The organism is Ruminococcus sp. HUN007 (assembly GCF_000712055.1).
Taxonomy (GTDB): domain Bacteria; phylum Bacillota; class Clostridia; order Oscillospirales; family Ruminococcaceae; genus HUN007.
Genome location: NZ_JOOA01000002.1, coordinates 2233192 through 2249772, shown reverse-complemented (window position 1 = coordinate 2249772; position 16581 = coordinate 2233192). Strand labels below are relative to the sequence as shown.

Annotated in this window: 14 protein-coding genes and 2 tRNA genes; 9 read left to right on the top strand and 7 right to left on the bottom strand. The window is 42.5% G+C overall.

Translation table 11 applies throughout. From position 1 onward, the window contains the following. Nucleotides 1–80: 80 nt before the first annotated feature. From CC97_RS19020 to CC97_RS14065, 3 genes are all read right to left on the bottom strand, one after another. Nucleotides 81–1007 carry a helix-turn-helix domain-containing protein gene (locus CC97_RS19020; protein WP_156036919.1) on the bottom strand — a complete coding sequence of 309 codons (927 nt, stop codon included), beginning with the start codon at nucleotides 1005–1007 and terminating at the stop codon, nucleotides 81–83. A 364-nt stretch (nucleotides 1008–1371) separates the two neighbouring features. Beyond that, nucleotides 1372–3252 carry a glycosyl hydrolase gene (locus CC97_RS14070; protein WP_049962923.1) on the bottom strand — a complete coding sequence of 627 codons (1881 nt, stop codon included), beginning with the start codon at nucleotides 3250–3252 and terminating at the stop codon, nucleotides 1372–1374. A 263-nt stretch (nucleotides 3253–3515) separates the two neighbouring features. Continuing rightward, nucleotides 3516–3935: a type II toxin-antitoxin system HicB family antitoxin gene (locus tag CC97_RS14065; RefSeq protein WP_044975632.1), complete on the bottom strand. Its 420-nt coding sequence runs from the start codon at nucleotides 3933–3935 to the stop codon at nucleotides 3516–3518. Between the two features lie 336 nt (nucleotides 3936–4271). Here CC97_RS14065 and CC97_RS14060 point away from each other — a divergent pair, with 336 nt between their 5' ends. From CC97_RS14060 to prmC, 5 genes are all read left to right on the top strand, one after another. Beyond that, entirely contained in the window at nucleotides 4272–5570 is a 1299-nt protein-coding gene (locus CC97_RS14060; RefSeq protein ID WP_044975631.1) for a hypothetical protein, read from the top strand. A gap of 13 nt (nucleotides 5571–5583) precedes the next feature. Beyond that, nucleotides 5584–6282 (top strand): response regulator transcription factor, encoded by a 699-nt coding sequence (locus CC97_RS14055; RefSeq protein WP_044975629.1) that lies wholly within the window; start codon nucleotides 5584–5586, stop codon nucleotides 6280–6282. After that, nucleotides 6267–7754 carry a HAMP domain-containing sensor histidine kinase gene (locus tag CC97_RS14050; RefSeq protein WP_081850129.1) on the top strand — a complete coding sequence of 496 codons (1488 nt, stop codon included), beginning with the start codon at nucleotides 6267–6269 and terminating at the stop codon, nucleotides 7752–7754. The genes CC97_RS14055 and CC97_RS14050 overlap by 16 nt, the downstream gene beginning before the upstream one ends. Nucleotides 7755–7849: 95 nt before the next feature. Continuing rightward, nucleotides 7850–8803 (top strand): DUF1385 domain-containing protein, encoded by a 954-nt coding sequence (locus CC97_RS14045; protein ID WP_044975627.1) that lies wholly within the window; start codon nucleotides 7850–7852, stop codon nucleotides 8801–8803. Further along, complete coding sequence (gene prmC / locus CC97_RS14040; protein ID WP_044975626.1) at nucleotides 8797–9660, top strand: peptide chain release factor N(5)-glutamine methyltransferase; 864 nt, start codon at nucleotides 8797–8799, stop codon at nucleotides 9658–9660. Before CC97_RS14045 ends, prmC begins: the two co-directional genes overlap by 7 nt. An 82-nt stretch (nucleotides 9661–9742) precedes the next feature. On the opposite strand, the gene CC97_RS19015 is transcribed toward prmC, so the two are convergent. Further along, nucleotides 9743–10330 (bottom strand): DUF536 domain-containing protein, encoded by a 588-nt coding sequence (locus CC97_RS19015; protein WP_049962922.1) that lies wholly within the window; start codon nucleotides 10328–10330, stop codon nucleotides 9743–9745. A 641-nt stretch (nucleotides 10331–10971) separates the two neighbouring features. On the opposite strand from CC97_RS19015, the gene CC97_RS14030 reads away from it, so the two are divergent. From CC97_RS14030 to CC97_RS14020, 3 genes are all read left to right on the top strand, one after another. Then, nucleotides 10972–11223, top strand: coding sequence for a DUF6514 family protein (locus CC97_RS14030; RefSeq protein WP_044975624.1), 252 nt, complete (start codon nucleotides 10972–10974; stop codon nucleotides 11221–11223). A gap of 359 nt (nucleotides 11224–11582) precedes the next feature. Beyond that, nucleotides 11583–11656: transfer RNA gene (locus CC97_RS14025), tRNA-Met, on the top strand. A gap of 6 nt (nucleotides 11657–11662) precedes the next feature. After that, a tRNA-Glu gene (locus CC97_RS14020) sits at nucleotides 11663–11737 on the top strand. A 196-nt stretch (nucleotides 11738–11933) separates the two neighbouring features. On the opposite strand, the gene CC97_RS14015 is transcribed toward CC97_RS14020, so the two are convergent. The 3 genes from CC97_RS14015 to CC97_RS19010 form a co-directional block, all read right to left on the bottom strand. Next, nucleotides 11934–12812: a hypothetical protein gene (locus CC97_RS14015; RefSeq protein ID WP_044975623.1), complete on the bottom strand. Its 879-nt coding sequence runs from the start codon at nucleotides 12810–12812 to the stop codon at nucleotides 11934–11936. 11 nt (nucleotides 12813–12823) lie between these two features. Continuing rightward, nucleotides 12824–14326 (bottom strand): NPCBM/NEW2 domain-containing protein, encoded by a 1503-nt coding sequence (locus tag CC97_RS14010; RefSeq protein ID WP_044975621.1) that lies wholly within the window; start codon nucleotides 14324–14326, stop codon nucleotides 12824–12826. A gap of 150 nt (nucleotides 14327–14476) precedes the next feature. Beyond that, nucleotides 14477–15550, bottom strand: a complete 1074-nt coding sequence (locus tag CC97_RS19010) for a hypothetical protein (RefSeq protein WP_049962921.1) — start codon at nucleotides 15548–15550, stop codon at nucleotides 14477–14479. Between the two features lie 273 nt (nucleotides 15551–15823). On the opposite strand from CC97_RS19010, the gene CC97_RS14000 reads away from it, so the two are divergent. Then, nucleotides 15824–16546: a metallophosphoesterase gene (locus tag CC97_RS14000; protein WP_044975619.1), complete on the top strand. Its 723-nt coding sequence runs from the start codon at nucleotides 15824–15826 to the stop codon at nucleotides 16544–16546. Nucleotides 16547–16581: the final 35 nt, after the last annotated feature.

Below are 16581 nucleotides of genomic sequence, written 5' to 3'. Positions count from 1 at the left end.
CGCCGGATTTCCGGAGGTGGGATTTGCGGGGCTTCGCCCCGGAGCCCCACGCTGATTTATGAATAAATCAGCGTTTCCCTTTATACTGCAGACTCTGATACTTTTCCGGCCGCCTGTCTGAGGCTGAGTTTTCTCTTTCTCATTATCAGCTTTGCCTGTACTATTCCGAGGCAGAAAAGCATCGAAAAAGCTGCTGACGAAAAAGCTGAATTATAAATGGCCAGATAAATAGCCGCATCACGATTTACTGCTATATCTGCAAGTCCGAAAAGGCATTTGAAAACCGTTGCGAATTCAAATGCAAAGGAAATGCCGGCTGCTATATAAAACAAAACAGGATTGGCATGCTTTCTTATGAAAAAGAAGTCAGCTGTGGCTGCTATGCCAAACAGTGATATACCCAGAAGAACAAGCGAAGCCGGAGCAATGCTCATTTTACGTGTCGATATACAGGTGATCAGGCGTTCCAGAGCCTGAAAAACGAATGCGCTGCACATTATTGCTCCGGACACTTTCGGGTCAGCTGTTTTCTGTACCGACCTGTAAGTTCCGTATATCAGGCCGGCCGATATAAGAAGCATTACCAGCACCGCCAGAGTGCTTATGACCATAATTGAAGAGCTGCCACCTCCTGTAAAAACAGACGATATTATCGCGCTCATTCTTTCTCCCGTGGCTGCGCTGGCAACAAAAGGTCTTACGATAACTGACATAAGCATAAGCACTGCACTCACCGCATACACGGCTGTCTGCAGTCTTCCGGCCCTGCCGCTCTCTATGACCGGCTGCTTTTCAGGATAGCTTCTCCAGTCATCTCCCGTTATAAGCTCGTCCATTGAGATATCAAAGTATTCCGATATCTTCTTTGCCGTCATAAGGTCCGGATAACGCGCCCCGCATTCCCAGCGTGATACTGCCTGTCTTGTTACATAAAGATGATCAGCCAGCGTCTGCTGCGTTATACCTTTCTGTTCTCTCACAGTTTTCAGTTTTGTTCCGAATTCCATATCATTTACCTTCCTTTTAATACGTTTTTCGTTTGTGTCTTTTGTGCGATCTTCGAAGATATCTTTATTATATCCGCTCATAACGCCGAAAACAAGAAACACTGTCGAAAAACCGTGTTACCACTTTGGTGCACGGGTATTCCGGACGTATATTTGCAACCTTAAACAACCTGTTTAAACTGTATTCATTCCGGTTTTCTGATATCATCCATAAGCATTTTCTCCTTTTCCCGGTTTTCTCTGTTTTTTCAGTATATCACATCAGGCATGTCAAAGCAATACGGATAAAGTCAAAAAGCAGAAGCCACACCCTGCGGATATTTCCACAGGATGCGGCTTCTGCTGTAGTTTATCGTAATGTTTATCAGTCAAGTGCTGCTATCACTTTTGAAACGAACTGACGAAGTCTTGCCAGGTCAGTAAGCTGTACCTTTCCGTCATGATCTGTATCAGCAGCTTTCTGCTCCTTTTCATTAAGATCCTTGTCGCCTATGAGATAGAGTGAAAGTAACGAAAGATCAGTAATATCAATTTTTCCGTCGGCATCAATATCGCCTGTAACAGCATCAGGATCCGGTTTCACTGTCGGTGAAGCAGTTTCAGAAGGAAGCGGAGAAGCCGTCGGAGAGGGCGAAGCTGACTCTGCAGGCGCTGCAGTCGGAGCCGGAGCGCCGCCGGCAGTATATAGGTCCTTCGGAAGCTCATCAAGTGAAATGCAGTAGTCACTTGTGTACATTTCCTTTAAATCTTCCTTCTTGTTGAATACAGGGTTTGAAAGGAAGTTTATATTGTCTGAACCACCGTCATACCAAGGGCAGAAATAAAGCCAGTTAGCATGTTCAGTTTCAATGTTCGAAAGAGTTGAAATACAGTCGCATTCTGCCATTGCAACCATCTTGGTCTTGCCTGTAAGGTTTACAAGGCTCCAGAATGTGCTGCCTGCAGCCGTATCATCGTGCTGAACTGAAGGCTGCCAGTTGTTTTCAGCAAGATACTTTGTGCAGCTGTACTTGTCGTATGCAACGAGATCAACGAATTCATCTCCCGGATACCAGTCTCCGGATGTTGCATAGTCATAGCCGTTCCATTCCCAGATGATATTGTTGAGTCCGTATGTTTCCGTAAGAGTTTTGTATGTAAGCTTCCAGATATCCTTGTAGGCCTTTGAACCGCTCTTGCCCCACCAGAACCATGAGCCTGTTTCTCCGCCGCCGCCTTCAGCTTCGTGAAGAGGCCTGAAAATAAGCGGTACTTTGGCATCCTGAAGCTTTGTAAGCTGTTCAGCAAGCATCTTAAGGCAGAGCTGGTAGTATTCATATTCCTTTGTGCCTTCAGTGCATACCTTTGAAGCGTCAAAGTCAGTTTCATCCGGCTTGTAAGTTGACTGAGCCCAGTCTACCTTATCACCGATCTTATATGAAGTAAAATCATTCGGAACTGTAATGTGCCATGATGCAGTTGCAATTCCGTTGTTTCCGTACTGATTCTTAGTGCACCATTCAATGATCCTGTCAGTTGTACCGTCATCAGATCCGTATAGAGGGTTGGTGTTAAGGAAGTCAAAACCTCTTATTGCAGGATAAACCCCTGTTGTATCCTTGATGTACTTGAATTCTGTCTCAAAATCATGCGGACCGTACTTGTAGATCTCCTGCTGACCGGAAACGGTATGTTCACCGTAAACGGATGCAAGATAGTTCATGAGTGACTGAGTTTCCTTTGTTGCTTTTTTGTTCGAAAGCACAGCACTTCCTGAAACAGTTTCATAAACTCTTTCCTTTACCTCAAGGTAATCGAACTTTGTCCATCCCCACGACTTGGAGATCTTTATTGTGTTCTCTCCCTTGTTAAGCTTTACGGTAGCTGCAGTGAAAGGTTTGTAGTCTCCTGAACCCTCAGCTATTGAAATGTTTCCGGCCGATGTATCGTTTACGTAAAGGTTCTGCTGTTTTCCGCCGCCGACGCCGTCTGCAGCCATAATGATGTCGTACATACCGTCTGCATCAGCATTTACCTTAACTGTTATAGTTCCGTCCTCTGTCATGTAGAGAACTGATCCGCCGCTTGCTGCAGAATCCTTGTCAACTTTGACCGTGCCTGTAAATTCAGCATCTTCAAACTCGTACTTTGCGGAAGCCGCCTGAACGGAAGCTTGTTCTGCCTGCGGATAAATGCTGAAAACTGAAGCGGTAAGTGCAAGCGCAGCTGTCATGCTGCAGAATCTTCTTAAATCTTTTGAATTCAACTTAAATTCCTCCTGAAATAAATACTACAATTCACTATCATCAGGACCGCCCGGTTGATCAAATATGATCAAGCTGCGGTCGTTCTTCTGAATTTTATTATATCACATAAAAACTCGCAATTCAATTATGCAATTTCACACAAATTGCTATAAGCAATTTAGAGAATTCGTACTTAATTTAAGCAATTTAATTTAAGCCGTTTAAGTAAAAGAAAGATCCTTCCGTTCCGGTCTCCGGAACAAAAGGATCTTTAATCAGTCCATTATACAGTATGCTGTTTATTATATCGTTCTGTCAGATATGCCTGGATCACTGCTGAAATGTCAATCTGTTCTCTTCTGGCATATTCTTCAAGCCACCTTGGAAGAGTGACTGTTGTTTCTGTTTTACTGTTGTAATAGTACTTTGCATACTCGTCCACATCCACGTTCACTGTCTGAAAAAAAGCTCTTGAATATCCGTCACCCACATACGGCTTGAGAGTCTGGATATCTGACGGTTCAGGGATCCGTTCCTTTTTCATGATCAGATTGTAAATATATCCTGCAAGAAGATTTACTGCATTCGAAAGTGCCTGATCAAAGCTGCTTCCGAAAGCTGCAAGATTGTTCAGATCAGAAAACACCACGCAGTATTTACCATCCGGCCGCTGAAAAAAACACCCTGGATATGAATATATCAACTGGTATCCTCCTTCCGTACCATTATTAAAGTGCAGTCCGCAGATCCGGTCCTGCCTGAGTCAACACTCTTACGCTTATCTATAGATATTATACGCACTAAGCCCACCTTTGTCAATAATAATCACAATAGTAACATACAAAAATCATAATTTGCCTGTCACAAAAACGGCACGCTGTATCCTGCATCTCTCTATAAAACATTTGCCTTTGGGTTTACGTTGTGATATAATAAAATTGTGTGTCGGAACAGTTCTGACCATCACATATTTTACACATTATTTTTACAGAAAGGAGGAGTCTGTATCAAGCGGCAACTTATTCCGCTGCTCGCTGCTTTGCTCCTGACAGCATCCCTGACCGGATGCACAATAGTATCCGGCATAGAAACCTATCTGAAGCCCCCTAAACTGAGCGAACAGCACGAACAGATATATAACGCACTTATTAATACTGAAGGCTCAAAGATCAGTCTGAAATATCCGAAATCCGGCTCCTATCTTTCTGCATTCGTTGTGGCAGATATAGATGACGAACCTACAGAGGAAGCTATAGTTTTCTACGAAAAAGCAAACTACACCGGAAACGATCATTCCGCGCTCCGTATAAACTTTCTCGACCAGAAGGACGGCCACTGGGACTCCATGTACGATTTTGCCGATGACGGCAGCGAAGTTGAACGTGTATTTATCTCAAAGCTCGGTGCGTCTGACATGAAAAACGTAATAATCGGTACAGGTTTTCAGGGTGAAAAAAACGCACGTATCTTCTTCTGCAACAATGAACAGAAAACAGAATCAATGTCTCTGGGCACATATGCGGCAATGGATATAACCGATATCAACAATGACTCCATGAACGAACTGCTCATGATAAACCGCACTCCTGAAGGTAACACAGCTCAGCTTAAATGGTTCGACGAAAACGGCCAGCTTGTCTCCAACCCGGCACTTACGCTGGCCGAAAATACAACTGACGTACTTCAGATGATCTACGGAAAACTCAGTGAAAACACTACAGCGATATATCTCGATTCCTACATCAACACCAACACAATAATAACCGAGATCCTCCGCCCTGTAGTGAATGAAGAAACAATAAGACTCGAATCCGTTACCGCTGACAACGCTGATTCCGCTCCTGTAAACGGAACTGTCAGAAACTCTTCTCTCATTTCAAGAGATATCGACGGGGACGGAATAGTTGAGATCCCTGTAAATACCGTATTCAAAGGATACGAAGATAAACCGGAAACCGAGCAGATCAATATGACCAACTGGTACATTCTTGAAAACAATATGTTTATCAGAAAATATTCCGGATATTACAGCATTACTGACGGATATGCATTTATGATACCTGAAAAATGGGAGGACAAGGTAACTGTTCAAACAGCAAATGATGATATAATTTTCTGCAAATACGACGAAAAACCTGAAAATCAGACTCCTCTCATGCGTATATGCGTTACCAGCTCTGAGGAAGCACAGCGTATAATCAATGAAAAGGAATATGCCGACTATGTCAGAATAAGCTCAAACGGCGACACCGTATATCTTGTATGCCGGCCGGTTTACAGCGGACCTCTTGAACTTTCGGCAAGTGAGATACAGTTCAATTTCAAAATAATCACTTGAAAAGGAGAAGAATATGAAAAAGATACTCGTATGCGAAGACGAAGACGTTATCCGCGACTTCGTCGTTATCAATCTCAAACGCGCCGGCTATGACGTAACTGATGTAAACTGCGGCGAGGAGGCACTCCGTGTATTTGAAAGTGAACACGGAAATTTCGACGTTGCACTTCTTGACATTATGATGCCGGGTATCGACGGGTTTACAGTTTGTAAAAAGCTTCGCGAAAAGAGTTCCACTCTCGGAATAATCATGCTTTCGGCCAAAACCCAGGAGATGGATAAAGTCAGCGGCCTCATGATCGGTGCCGATGACTATATGACAAAACCGTTCTCGCCTTCAGAACTGACAGCAAGAGTAGATGCTATCTACAGACGTGTTCTTATGAGCTATACAAAGTCTGACGAACCTCCTGTAATCGAATCAGGTCCGTTCCAGCTTAATCTCAAAAGCCGTACGGTATCCAAAAACGGTAAACTTATAGACCTGACACAGGTTGAGTATCAGATACTCGAATATTTCATGAACAACAAGAACACAGCTCTCGACAGAACAAGTATTCTGAACCATATCTGGGGCGAATCATATGTCGGAGATGAAAAAATAGTGGACGTAAACATAAGACGAATCAGAATGAAGATCGAAGATGAACCTTCTAGTCCGCAGTACATCATAACAATGTGGGGATACGGCTATAAATGGACCGAAAAGTAAGTTTTAAACCACTTTTGCAGTCACAGAAAAAGCTAAGGAAAAAACGACTCGCAAAGAATTCCATAGTTTACAGATGGGTGTTCAACAACTTCGCAGTACTGATACTGATTCTGTTTGTAATTGCAGCCATCATGATCTATGTTATACAGGACTACTACTACGGTGCAACCAGGCAGTATCTCGAAGGAAAGCTTAATTCCATCACCAGTGTTCTTAGCAGATACTCAACCGACCCGACAAAGAATTTCTCGGCTGAAGTACGCAACATGGTTGAAACCTTTTCCGACAAGGATAAGATAGAACTTATGGCGATAAATTCAAAGGGAAAAGTTGTTCTGACTTCATCAGGGTTTTCTCCGGACGACTCAGTTTCAATGAACGACTACGATGACGCTATCGCTGCCGGTGGTTTCGGATACTGGAAAGGCCGTTCCGAAAACAACGAAAAGATAATGGCTGTATCCCATCCGGTTTCCGCCAAAAACTCAGACTATTCTGCTATGAGGGTCGTAGTATCCATGTCAGAAGTCGACAGCACCATTACATCGCTTATTCTTCTTATAATAGCCTGCTGCATGCTTGTTCTTCTTCCGCTTGTGTTCTCGGGCATATACTTCGTCGGTTCCATCGTACGTCCTGTTCAGAAAGTAAACAACGCTGCAAAGAAGTTTGCAATGGGTGATTTTACAGACAGAATACCGATTGAAACAAACGATGAACTGGGTCAGCTCTGCGGTTCTATCAACCATATGGCAGATGAGTTGTCAACCGCTGAAGCAATGAAAAATGAGTTTATTTCCTCAGTTTCACACGAACTTAGAACGCCTCTTACCGCCATCAAGGGCTGGGCCGAAACTATCGACTCGGAAAATGACGAGGAAACGACCCGTAAAGGGATCCGTGTTATAGTAAGTGAAACAGAACGTCTCTCACAGATGGTCGAGGAACTGCTTGATTTTTCACGAATACAGAACGGAAAATTCACTCTTCAGATCTCCAAGATCGACATACTTGCCGAACTTGAGGACGCCATACTTATCTACACCGAAAAAGCTCGTCACGACAACACACGAATAAGCTACAACTCACCGGAAATGCTTCCGTTTATTTACGGTGATAAAAACCGTCTGCGTCAGGTATTCATCAACATAATTGACAACGCGATCAAGTATTCCAGCAGTCCTGATCACGAAAGCTTTATCGAGATAAATGCAACCAACCTTGATGAGAATCACCTGTCCATCACCATAAAAGACAACGGATGCGGAATCCCCGCTGCCGATCTTCCGAAGATCAAGACAAAGTTTTACAAAGCCAACCATACCAAACGCGGTTCCGGAATAGGTTTAGCAGTTGCAGATGAGATCATTACAATGCATCACGGCAGCCTTAACATTACAAGTGAAGAAAACGTAGGCACAACTGTTCAGATAATTCTTCCGACAGAACCCTCAGAACTCACCGGACTGTAATTAAACAATGAAACGATAAACATGCTGGTTTACAGAGTTTATTAACGTTTTTCATCCGAATCAGCGAATCTGCAAAAATCAGAAAAGAGGTAACCATGGGCAAAGAAGTTTACAAATCAAAAATCGGCGGTCAGGCGCTGATTGAAGGGGTTATGATGAAAGGGGTTTACAAAGGGGCAATGGCATGCCGTCTGCCGGACGGAACTATTGATCTGGAAACATGGGATGAAAACAACGGAAGCAGTGCACCCTGGTACAAGAAAACACCGTTTATAAGAGGAAGTTTCAACTTCGTTTCATCACTTGTTACCGGCTACAGATGCCTTATGAAATCTGCTGAAAAACAAATGACTGAAGAAGATTCAGAAGAAGAAATGACAAAGTTCGAGAAATGGCTCACTGAGAAACTTGGAGAGAACCTTATGAGTATTCTTTCCGGTATCGCAATGGTTTTAGGTGTGGCAATCAGTTTGTTCCTTTTCAAGTTCATTCCAACTTTCTGCACCAAACCGCTTGAAAACGTAACGGTACTCAGAACAGCAGCGGAAGGTATTCTTAAAATAGCTATTTTCATTGGTTATCTTGCCGTCACAGGAATGTCAAAGGACATTAAACGTACATATGAATATCACGGCGCAGAACATAAAACTATCGCCTGCCTTGAAGCGCACGAAGAGCTGACAGTTGCAAACGTCAAAAAACAGGTTCGTTTCCATCCGAGATGCGGCACAAGCTTTATTTTCATCACTCTCTTTACAAGTATATTCGTATTCTGCTTCATTCCTTCCTTTGCTGAATTCGGAAAAGCAGCACGTATATTCCTGAGGCTCGGGATCCAGCTCGCTCTTCTTCCTTTTATAATAGGAATCGCATACGAACTCATCAGACTTGCAGGTAAGAAGACCAATTTATTCACTAAAATAATATCTGCACCGGGTTTACAGATCCAGAGACTGACTACCCGTGAACCTGATGACTCACAGATAGAAGTTGCAATCGCAGCAATAAAACCTTGTATACCTGAAAACCAGGAGGAAGACGTTTGGTAACCGCAGGTTCTGTATTAAACGAAATCAAAAACAGGTTTAAAAATGCCGGAATTGAAAACTATACTTTCGAAAGCAGATGCATAGTTGAAAGTGCATTGAACATTTCCCATGCATCGCTTCTGGCAAACCCGGACAAACCGGTTGCAGACGAAGACGAAGCTCTTATCTGTACGATGGCAAACCGACGTCTTGAAGGTTATCCTCTGCAGTATATAATAGGAAAATGGGAGTTCTTCGGACTTTCGTTTTTTGTTGGTGAAGGGGTTCTTATCCCCCGGCAGGACACTGAAACTCTGGTTGAATGTGTTTTAAACGATGCTGCAAATCTTTCCTGTCCGCGTATTCTCGATCTGTGCAGCGGCAGCGGCTGTATCCCGGTCGCCCTTGACAAGCACCTTAAAAATGCTGACATAGCCGCTGTAGAGTTTTCTTCAGCAGCACTTGACTATCTTAACATGAACATCAGCCTGAACAGCTCATCCGTTAAGGTTTACAACGGTGATGTTCTTGATCCGGAATACTTTTTAAACTTCAGTGATATTGACATCATAACATCCAACCCGCCCTATCTCACAGACGAAGACATGGCAAACCTTCAGAAAGAAGTTGCATACGAGCCGGAAATGGCTCTCGCAGGCGGCTCCGACGGTTTAATGTTTTACAAAGTAATAACAACTTTCTGGAAACACTGCCTTAAACCCGGCGGAAGAATTTATTATGAGATCGGTATACACCAGGAGGACGACGTATCACAGATACTTACTGACAACGGGTTTACAAACGTTCAGACATATCCTGATCTGTGCGGTGTTATACGAGTTGTATCCGGTGTTTACAACGGTTCTACAATGTTTTAAACTATAATACAAAAGCCGTCAACCAGCATCACAGTTGGTTAACGGCTTGTTTTTGTGTTTAATTTCAGTTTAAACGTTTAAATCAGGCTTCAGTTGTTTCCTCTTCTTTTTTATGAAACAGTCTCTTGAAAAAGCCTTTTTTCATTTCCTTGTCCTTGGTTGTATCAGCTGCGATCAGTCTGAACTGTTCCTGTTCTGCACGGTGAAGCCTCTGCTGCTGATCAAGGAGCTTCTGAAGGTCTGCTATCTGTCTGTCCTTGGCTGAAAGCTGTTCCTGAAGCTGTTTGTCCTTCATTTCGAGCTGCTGCTGCATCTTAAGGTGCTGGTCGGTATTAGTGTCCATAAGCTGCTTTATCTGCTGGTCTTTTGAGTTTATCTGTTCTGACAGAACCTTTAAAGTTGCATCAAAATAGGATGAAAACAGGTTCGTCTGTGCCTGAAGTGAAAGATCTTCATAAACTCCGTCGCCTTCCGCCTGCTGGTTTACCGGTGCATCTGCAAAAAGCTCAAGAGCTTCCTTGCTTATAAGTTTCATCTTTCCGTTATACTTTACAAACTTGTTTAATGAACTGTCTGTCTGGTTGAGTCGTTTGTAAACTGCCTGAGTTGTTACATTTGCAAGCGTTGCAAATTCTTTTATAGTAACATACTGCTGTTCTGTTTGTTCCATATATTTTCCTCCCGCGGATCACGATCTGTTGTCAACTCAGCGGCTGACTTTATTATACTGTAGTTTAATTATATCTCTTTTCGTTTGGGTTGTCAATAGATTTTTGCAGTTTACAATATTATTTTCGCATCTCCCGCGGCGCGCATTTCCGAGGTTTAATGAGGTTTAAAGGTAGCTCTGTAAACCTTTAAACTCTCTCTGTGCGAGCAACCCGCGTGGTTTCAAGTTTGCCGGTTTGTGGTTGCAACATAGTTGGTTGCAAAGGCTTAATGGTTTAAAATGTGGTTGTAAACCACTGTTTTTTCAGATTCTTTCTTTATATTATAGTATTTCTTTCCCCTCTTATACATATAAGTAAGAGCAAAATCCAGCAGTAAAATAATCCCACAGTAAAACTTTACCGTGTTATTTTGAATATTTATGCGACTGTTTGTCATAATATATAACTGGCAAATGGAAACCATTAGGAGAAAAAATACCTCTTAGGGCGAAAAGACTACCTCTTAGGGCGAAACCCTTGAAATCATCCGAAATATATTTTATAATAAAAGCATAGAAAACAGCAAAACAAAATCAAATAAAAAAACAATCAATAAAAACTAAAAATCAAAAAGAAAACGTAATTTCAGGAGGAAAAAACTATGAAAACAATTTATAATGAATGCCTTGGTAACACAGAACTCATCTACACAGCTTTCAGCGAAACAGATGAAGAAACAAAGCAGAACGTATACGGAATCATGGTAAAGGACACAAACACACACCGTGAGACCATACTTCACAGCTTCACAGCAAGACGTGATCAGGCAATCGACTTCATCGAAACACTGGTAAGAAACATAGTAGAGCCGGATTTCGTAAAAGAAATAGCAGAAGACTATATTCTCGCTTAATTAATGATATTATCTATTGATTGGTACTCCTTTCTTTAGTATAGCAATACAATGGCAAACGGACCTCTGATTCTTAAAAAATCAGAGGTCCGTTTGTATATACAGAAAAGGTTAAAATATTAACATTCACAATCCGCGTAAAAACGAACGGATATAAAAATCATATCACAAAAACATCAAATAGTATCATTATATTATTAAAAAAAAACGGTTAGACCATACATATTTTTCCACATCATATTGCTTTCATTTCACATTATTGATTTTACGAGAAATTTAAAAAAATTTCAATTTTCTCTTGACAATCGCCCGGAAATATAGTATAATAAAAAAGCTGTGTGATGCACAGCGCACAAAATGGCGGCATAGCTCAGTTGGCTAGAGTACTCGGTTCATACCCGATTGGTCGTAGGTTCGAATCCCACTGCCGCTATTATATGGCCCGTTGGTCAAGAGGTTAAGACGCTGCCCTTTCACGGCGGAATCATGGGTTCAATTCCCGTACGGGTCACCAAATCAAAAAGCTCAGAAACACTGCTTTTACGCTGTTTCTGAGCTTTTCTTTTTGCATAAAAAAATGAGTTTGTCCGTTGTTTGTCCGCTAAGGCTGCAAAAACTTAGTGAAAAACAGGATGAGATCGCATACACATATCAAGGCCCTCACAGCTTTTTTCTCTTGCTGTGAGGGCCCTGCATTATGTTATTAACCACTATCTGAAATACGCTTCCTGCAGTTCTCTCAGGTACAGTCTCAGTACTGATGGTTCACCGAAGGTCACTGCAATGCCCTGCGAGTATAAATGTGCCTGTTCCCATGCGGTCATGAGCTCTTCTGCAAGTCCTTTATCGAGATTCAGAACCTCGCTTATGCGTTCTGTCTGTTCGGCAGGCTTTGTTTTAAGAGCGCGTCCGAATATCTCTGAGATAAAGTAGAGCTTTGCCTCCGTCTCTTCTGTACCGTCATTGATGCCTATAAAAGTCGGTCTGTACCAGCATGTGCAGATATCCCGTATGAGTCTGTCCAGGCGTTCAGTATCGCGGCATACTCCCAGAGCATCCGCAGATCCGTTCATAGCCTCCGCCAGTTTATCATTCGGCAGCTCTGTCCACTCGACGCATAAGTAATACTTGAAACTTTTAAAATTCATATCAGAATCAAGTTCGATACCAACCTGCATAAGTGGTGATTCTTTCAGTCCGAGTCCTTCTTTCAGGGCTCTCATACATCTGATGCATCTGTCCCTGATTTCGCACGGCACATCCGGAAATTCTTCTGAAATCAGCTTTTCCGCAGTTTCCATGCTGAAAAAATTCCGGAACTGAAGTATCATTCTGTAAGCCGGTGCATCGGAAGTACCGGCTTCAGAAAAATCACATATCTTCGCTTCGTAGTTTTCGCAGATGCGCTTAAGCCATCTTTCGAATATCTCTTTACGCCATCCCTCATGGACTTCAAAATCATTCTTCGCAAAATGATAGAGTTTGGAGCGTTCAAAGCATCCGTTCTTCAGCGTAAGACCGATATATTCAAGTGTATCTGTACCCTTATGGCCGTATTTCAGCGCTGATGAAACAGCAAATTCGTGCATAACTTCGTAAATTATTCTGCAGCTTCTGTTTCTTCAGCAGCCTTTGTTTCTTCTGTTTTTTCTACTAATTCACCTGCTGTTGTAACTTCTTCAGTTTCGGCTGCTTTTTCTTCTGATTCAGCAGCTGTTGTTTCAGCAGGAGCTTCGGTTGTCTCAGCTGCTGTTACTGCAGGAGTTTCGGCTGTTGCTTCACCCGGCTTGGCAAACTTACAGTTAGCAAGAATGACATTGCATTCGCCGCCTTCCGGATTTGAAAGAGAAAGCTTGAGCCATTCGTACTTTGACATGTCTACGCTGAACTGTACAGGAATAGTCTTTCTGTTTACTTCCTGCTCAAATACAACTTCGCCGTCGCCTTCGATCCTGAAGATAGCCTTTGCGTCATTTGCAGATGTATCCTGGCATGCGATAGTACCGCTCATCACGCCGTACTTCTTGCCGAGGTTATAGTCAGCACTTGCAACATTCTTTGAGCTCCATCCGCTGTCTGAAGTGAATGTGAAGAGGTTTCCTGCCTTGTACTTGTTTCCTAAGCTGTCCTTAAGGTCTTCGCCGGAATCAACGATCTCAAACTGATTCTTTGTTGTGCATGTAAGATCGTAGAGATATATTGGCTTGATCGCTTCGATATCCTTGATTTCCTTTGTGATCTCGTCATCATCAATTATCTCGTCAGCCTTGTTCAGGATCTTGAGAGCATAGATATAGTTTTCCTCATCGCTTGCTGCCTTGACTTCATCCATTGCCATTGTCTTGATATAGCTTGTAAGGTCTGTCTTATCCTTGATATCATAATTCTTTGTTACTCCGGCGATCTGATCAAGAGCACCGATAATATCTCCCTTGCTTACGTAGTCAGTGGCTTTGGAGATAGCCATTGCTGTAACAGCCTTGCTTTCCATCTTTTCTGCAACTGAAGTAAGTTCTTCAGAGAATCCGAGTCTGTCCTTCTGTGAACGGGCATAGCTTACAGCACCCATATAGTCATTCTTGCCGAGTAATTCATCGACCTTTGAAGTGATCTCGTCCTTGAATGAAGTAATTACCTTGTCCTTCATAAGCTGAGCATCCGAGTAATAGCCGTCCTTTTCAATGACCTTACCGAGATATTCAAGAGCCTGCATATAATCATTTTCTTCGTAGCTCTTCTTGGCGTTTTCGTAGTTTGTCTTTGAAGTCTTGAGCGAATTGATATCGTCAGTAATATCTGTGATGAATGATGTTATCTCATTTACCTTGAGAAGTTCAGCGAAATCGATGAGCTTTTCAAGTTCTTCATAAGTGATCTCATTCTTTGCATAGCTGTCTACATATGTGTTGATACGTGTTCTCAGACCTTCTGCAAGAGTATCAAGATCCTTGTCCTTGAGTGTCTTTGAATCAAAAATATCAAGAGCAGCGTCAAAATCCTTGTTGTCAACCTGTTCAAGTATCTTGTTTACTTCACCGCATCCTGTAAGACTGAGTGCGAGACCCAGTGCAACTATTCCTGAAACGATTTTTCTGTTCTTCATGGTTTTATCCTCCGGATTATAATTATATCATTATTATTAAGCCAAAACTGATCAAACCGGAAATCCGCCTTCGCCGGATCCCCGGAAAGCGGAGATTACAGGACTTCGCACCGTAATCCCCCGCTGATTTATTCATAAATCAGCGTTTCATTAATAAAACATATTACTGATTGATAATGAATCATCAATATCATTCATGTAAGGTGAGAGTTTCCATCCGCTTTTTTCAAAGTGAACGACATATAATTCATGTCTCTCTGATTCCGAATCATCTTTTCCTTCGATCTTTGCACGAAGCTTTACTCTGTAAGCCTTGTCTATCTCTTCATCTGTTCTTAACATGCTGTAGAACGAACTGTTCTTGGTGATCTCATCCTTTTTGGCTTTGTACTTGTTTACAAAAGTGACCTCCATTTTAGCGTTCTTTCCGTATTTGTCTTCCTTGGCTTCCTCAAATTTGTCGTTCATTTCCTTCACTAATTCTTTCCATGAAGTATCTTCCTCCTTGAGTGCACTCTTGATCTCCTTGACGGAATCCTTCGGAAGCATTGCTGTAATGACATGATCAGCTTTTCCGCTGTTGTACGCCTTTACAAACTGGTTTACAGGTTTCTTGTAAGCGTTGGCTGAAACATATCCGGTAACTCCGATAACCGCTGCAAGAGCTGCCGCAACCGGGATTATTACCTTAAGATTCTTCTTTATAAAGCCCTGTTTCTGTACCGGAGCGCCTGATTCTGCTGCCGGTGTTACAGCTGTCTGCGCTGCAGTTTCAGCCTTAACGGGTTCCTTTTTCTCTTCCTTCACCGCAGGTTCCGCACTCTTTGCAGGTTCTTCCTTAACTTCAGGAGCAGGAGTTTCTTCTGCTTTCACTTCCTCTGTTACTGCCTCAGAAACAGGTGCTTCTTCTGCTTTTACTTCTTCTGTTTCTGCTTCAGTTTTCACTTCAGAAACAGGTTCTTCTGCGGTTTCAGCAGCTTCTTCACTGATCTCATTTTCAATGTCAGCCTGTGCCTCTTCGGCATCTGCAGTAACTTCCGGAGAAACACTGTCAGCCGAAACGCTTTCTTTGTCACTTTCTTTCGCAAGTGATATTGTACTTCCTGTCACATTTTCTGCAATATCATTATCATCTGCCGGTATAAGCGCATCGCAGATTTCATTTTCACACTCACAAACGCTGCCTTCCGGAATTTCACGTCCGCACTTTTCACAAACAGCCATAATTTATACCTCCTGATTATTATACTGTTAAATAATAACTTATGAACAGTATGTAATTATTTTTATATACGCATTTTCAATTATACCATATCCGAAGTACTTTTTTCAACATATTTCTTGTCAAAGCAGTTTGTATTATCTGTGGGCGAACCGTAAAAAAACAATCTTAAGTCCCGCAATTTCTACTGTAAACACTATTTTTATATTGACTTGATGTGCAAAAAATGATAAAATTTTAGTATAGAGATTATTAGTGAGAGGGGACTAATAAACATGATTTTTATTACCGGAGATGTACACGGCGAATACGATCTCCGCAAGTTCGGCAAGGACGAGTTTCCTGCACAGTCCGGGCTCACCCGAAAGGATTACATGATAATCTGCGGTGATTTCGGATTTCTGTGGGATGAATCCCGGACTGAACGCTACTGGCTGAAGTGGCTGGAGCGCAAGCCGTGGACCACGCTGTGGATCGACGGTAATCACGAAAACTACTCACTTCTCGGCCGGTACCGCATAGAGGACTGGAAGGGCGGAAAGATCCAGAAGATCACCGACAGCATCTATCACCTGTGCAGGGGAAGCGTATTCACCATCGATGACAAAAAAATATTTGCATTCGGCGGGGCGGAAAGTCACGACAAGCAGTTCCGTATACCCGGCATTTCATACTGGCCTCAGGAGATGCCGTCACTTCGTGAGATGACACTCGGGGCCGAGAATCTTGAAAAAAACGACTGGAAAGTTGACATTGTTATCTCACATTCACTTCCGACGTTTATTCTCAGGGAACTGGAAATGACAGATATCTATCATCCAAACCGGCTGACTGACTTTTTTCAGAAAGTCAATCACAATCTTGATTTTGATCTGTGGTTTTCAGGGCACTACCACCGCAACATGCAGTGTACGCATAAACACTATATGATATTCGACAGCATTGCAAAGATAACGGGGAACACTTTCGAAATAGTCGAAGGTGAAGAGCTTGACTGACGAATTCACTGCACTGACGACAACAGAAAAGAGGA

Excerpts from the sequence above, each read along its gene's own strand:
- CC97_RS14050 (WP_081850129.1), top strand. The coding sequence starts at position 6,267 with ATGGACCGAAAAGTAAGTTTTAAACCACTTTTGCAGTCACAGAAAAAG.
- CC97_RS14000 (WP_044975619.1), top strand. The coding sequence starts at position 15,824 with ATGATTTTTATTACCGGAGATGTACACGGCGAATACGATCTCCGCAAG.
- CC97_RS14030 (WP_044975624.1), top strand. The coding sequence starts at position 10,972 with ATGAAAACAATTTATAATGAATGCCTTGGTAACACAGAACTCATCTAC.
- CC97_RS14015 (WP_044975623.1), bottom strand. The coding sequence starts at position 12,812 with ATGCACGAATTTGCTGTTTCATCAGCGCTGAAATACGGCCATAAGGGT.
- CC97_RS14045 (WP_044975627.1), top strand. The coding sequence starts at position 7,850 with ATGGGCAAAGAAGTTTACAAATCAAAAATCGGCGGTCAGGCGCTGATT.
- CC97_RS19015 (WP_049962922.1), bottom strand. The coding sequence starts at position 10,330 with ATGGAACAAACAGAACAGCAGTATGTTACTATAAAAGAATTTGCAACG.
- CC97_RS14010 (WP_044975621.1), bottom strand. The coding sequence starts at position 14,326 with ATGAAGAACAGAAAAATCGTTTCAGGAATAGTTGCACTGGGTCTCGCA.
- CC97_RS19020 (WP_156036919.1), bottom strand. The coding sequence starts at position 1,007 with ATGGAATTCGGAACAAAACTGAAAACTGTGAGAGAACAGAAAGGTATA.
- CC97_RS14055 (WP_044975629.1), top strand. The coding sequence starts at position 5,584 with ATGAAAAAGATACTCGTATGCGAAGACGAAGACGTTATCCGCGACTTC.
- CC97_RS19010 (WP_049962921.1), bottom strand. The coding sequence starts at position 15,550 with ATGGCTGTTTGTGAAAAGTGCGGACGTGAAATTCCGGAAGGCAGCGTT.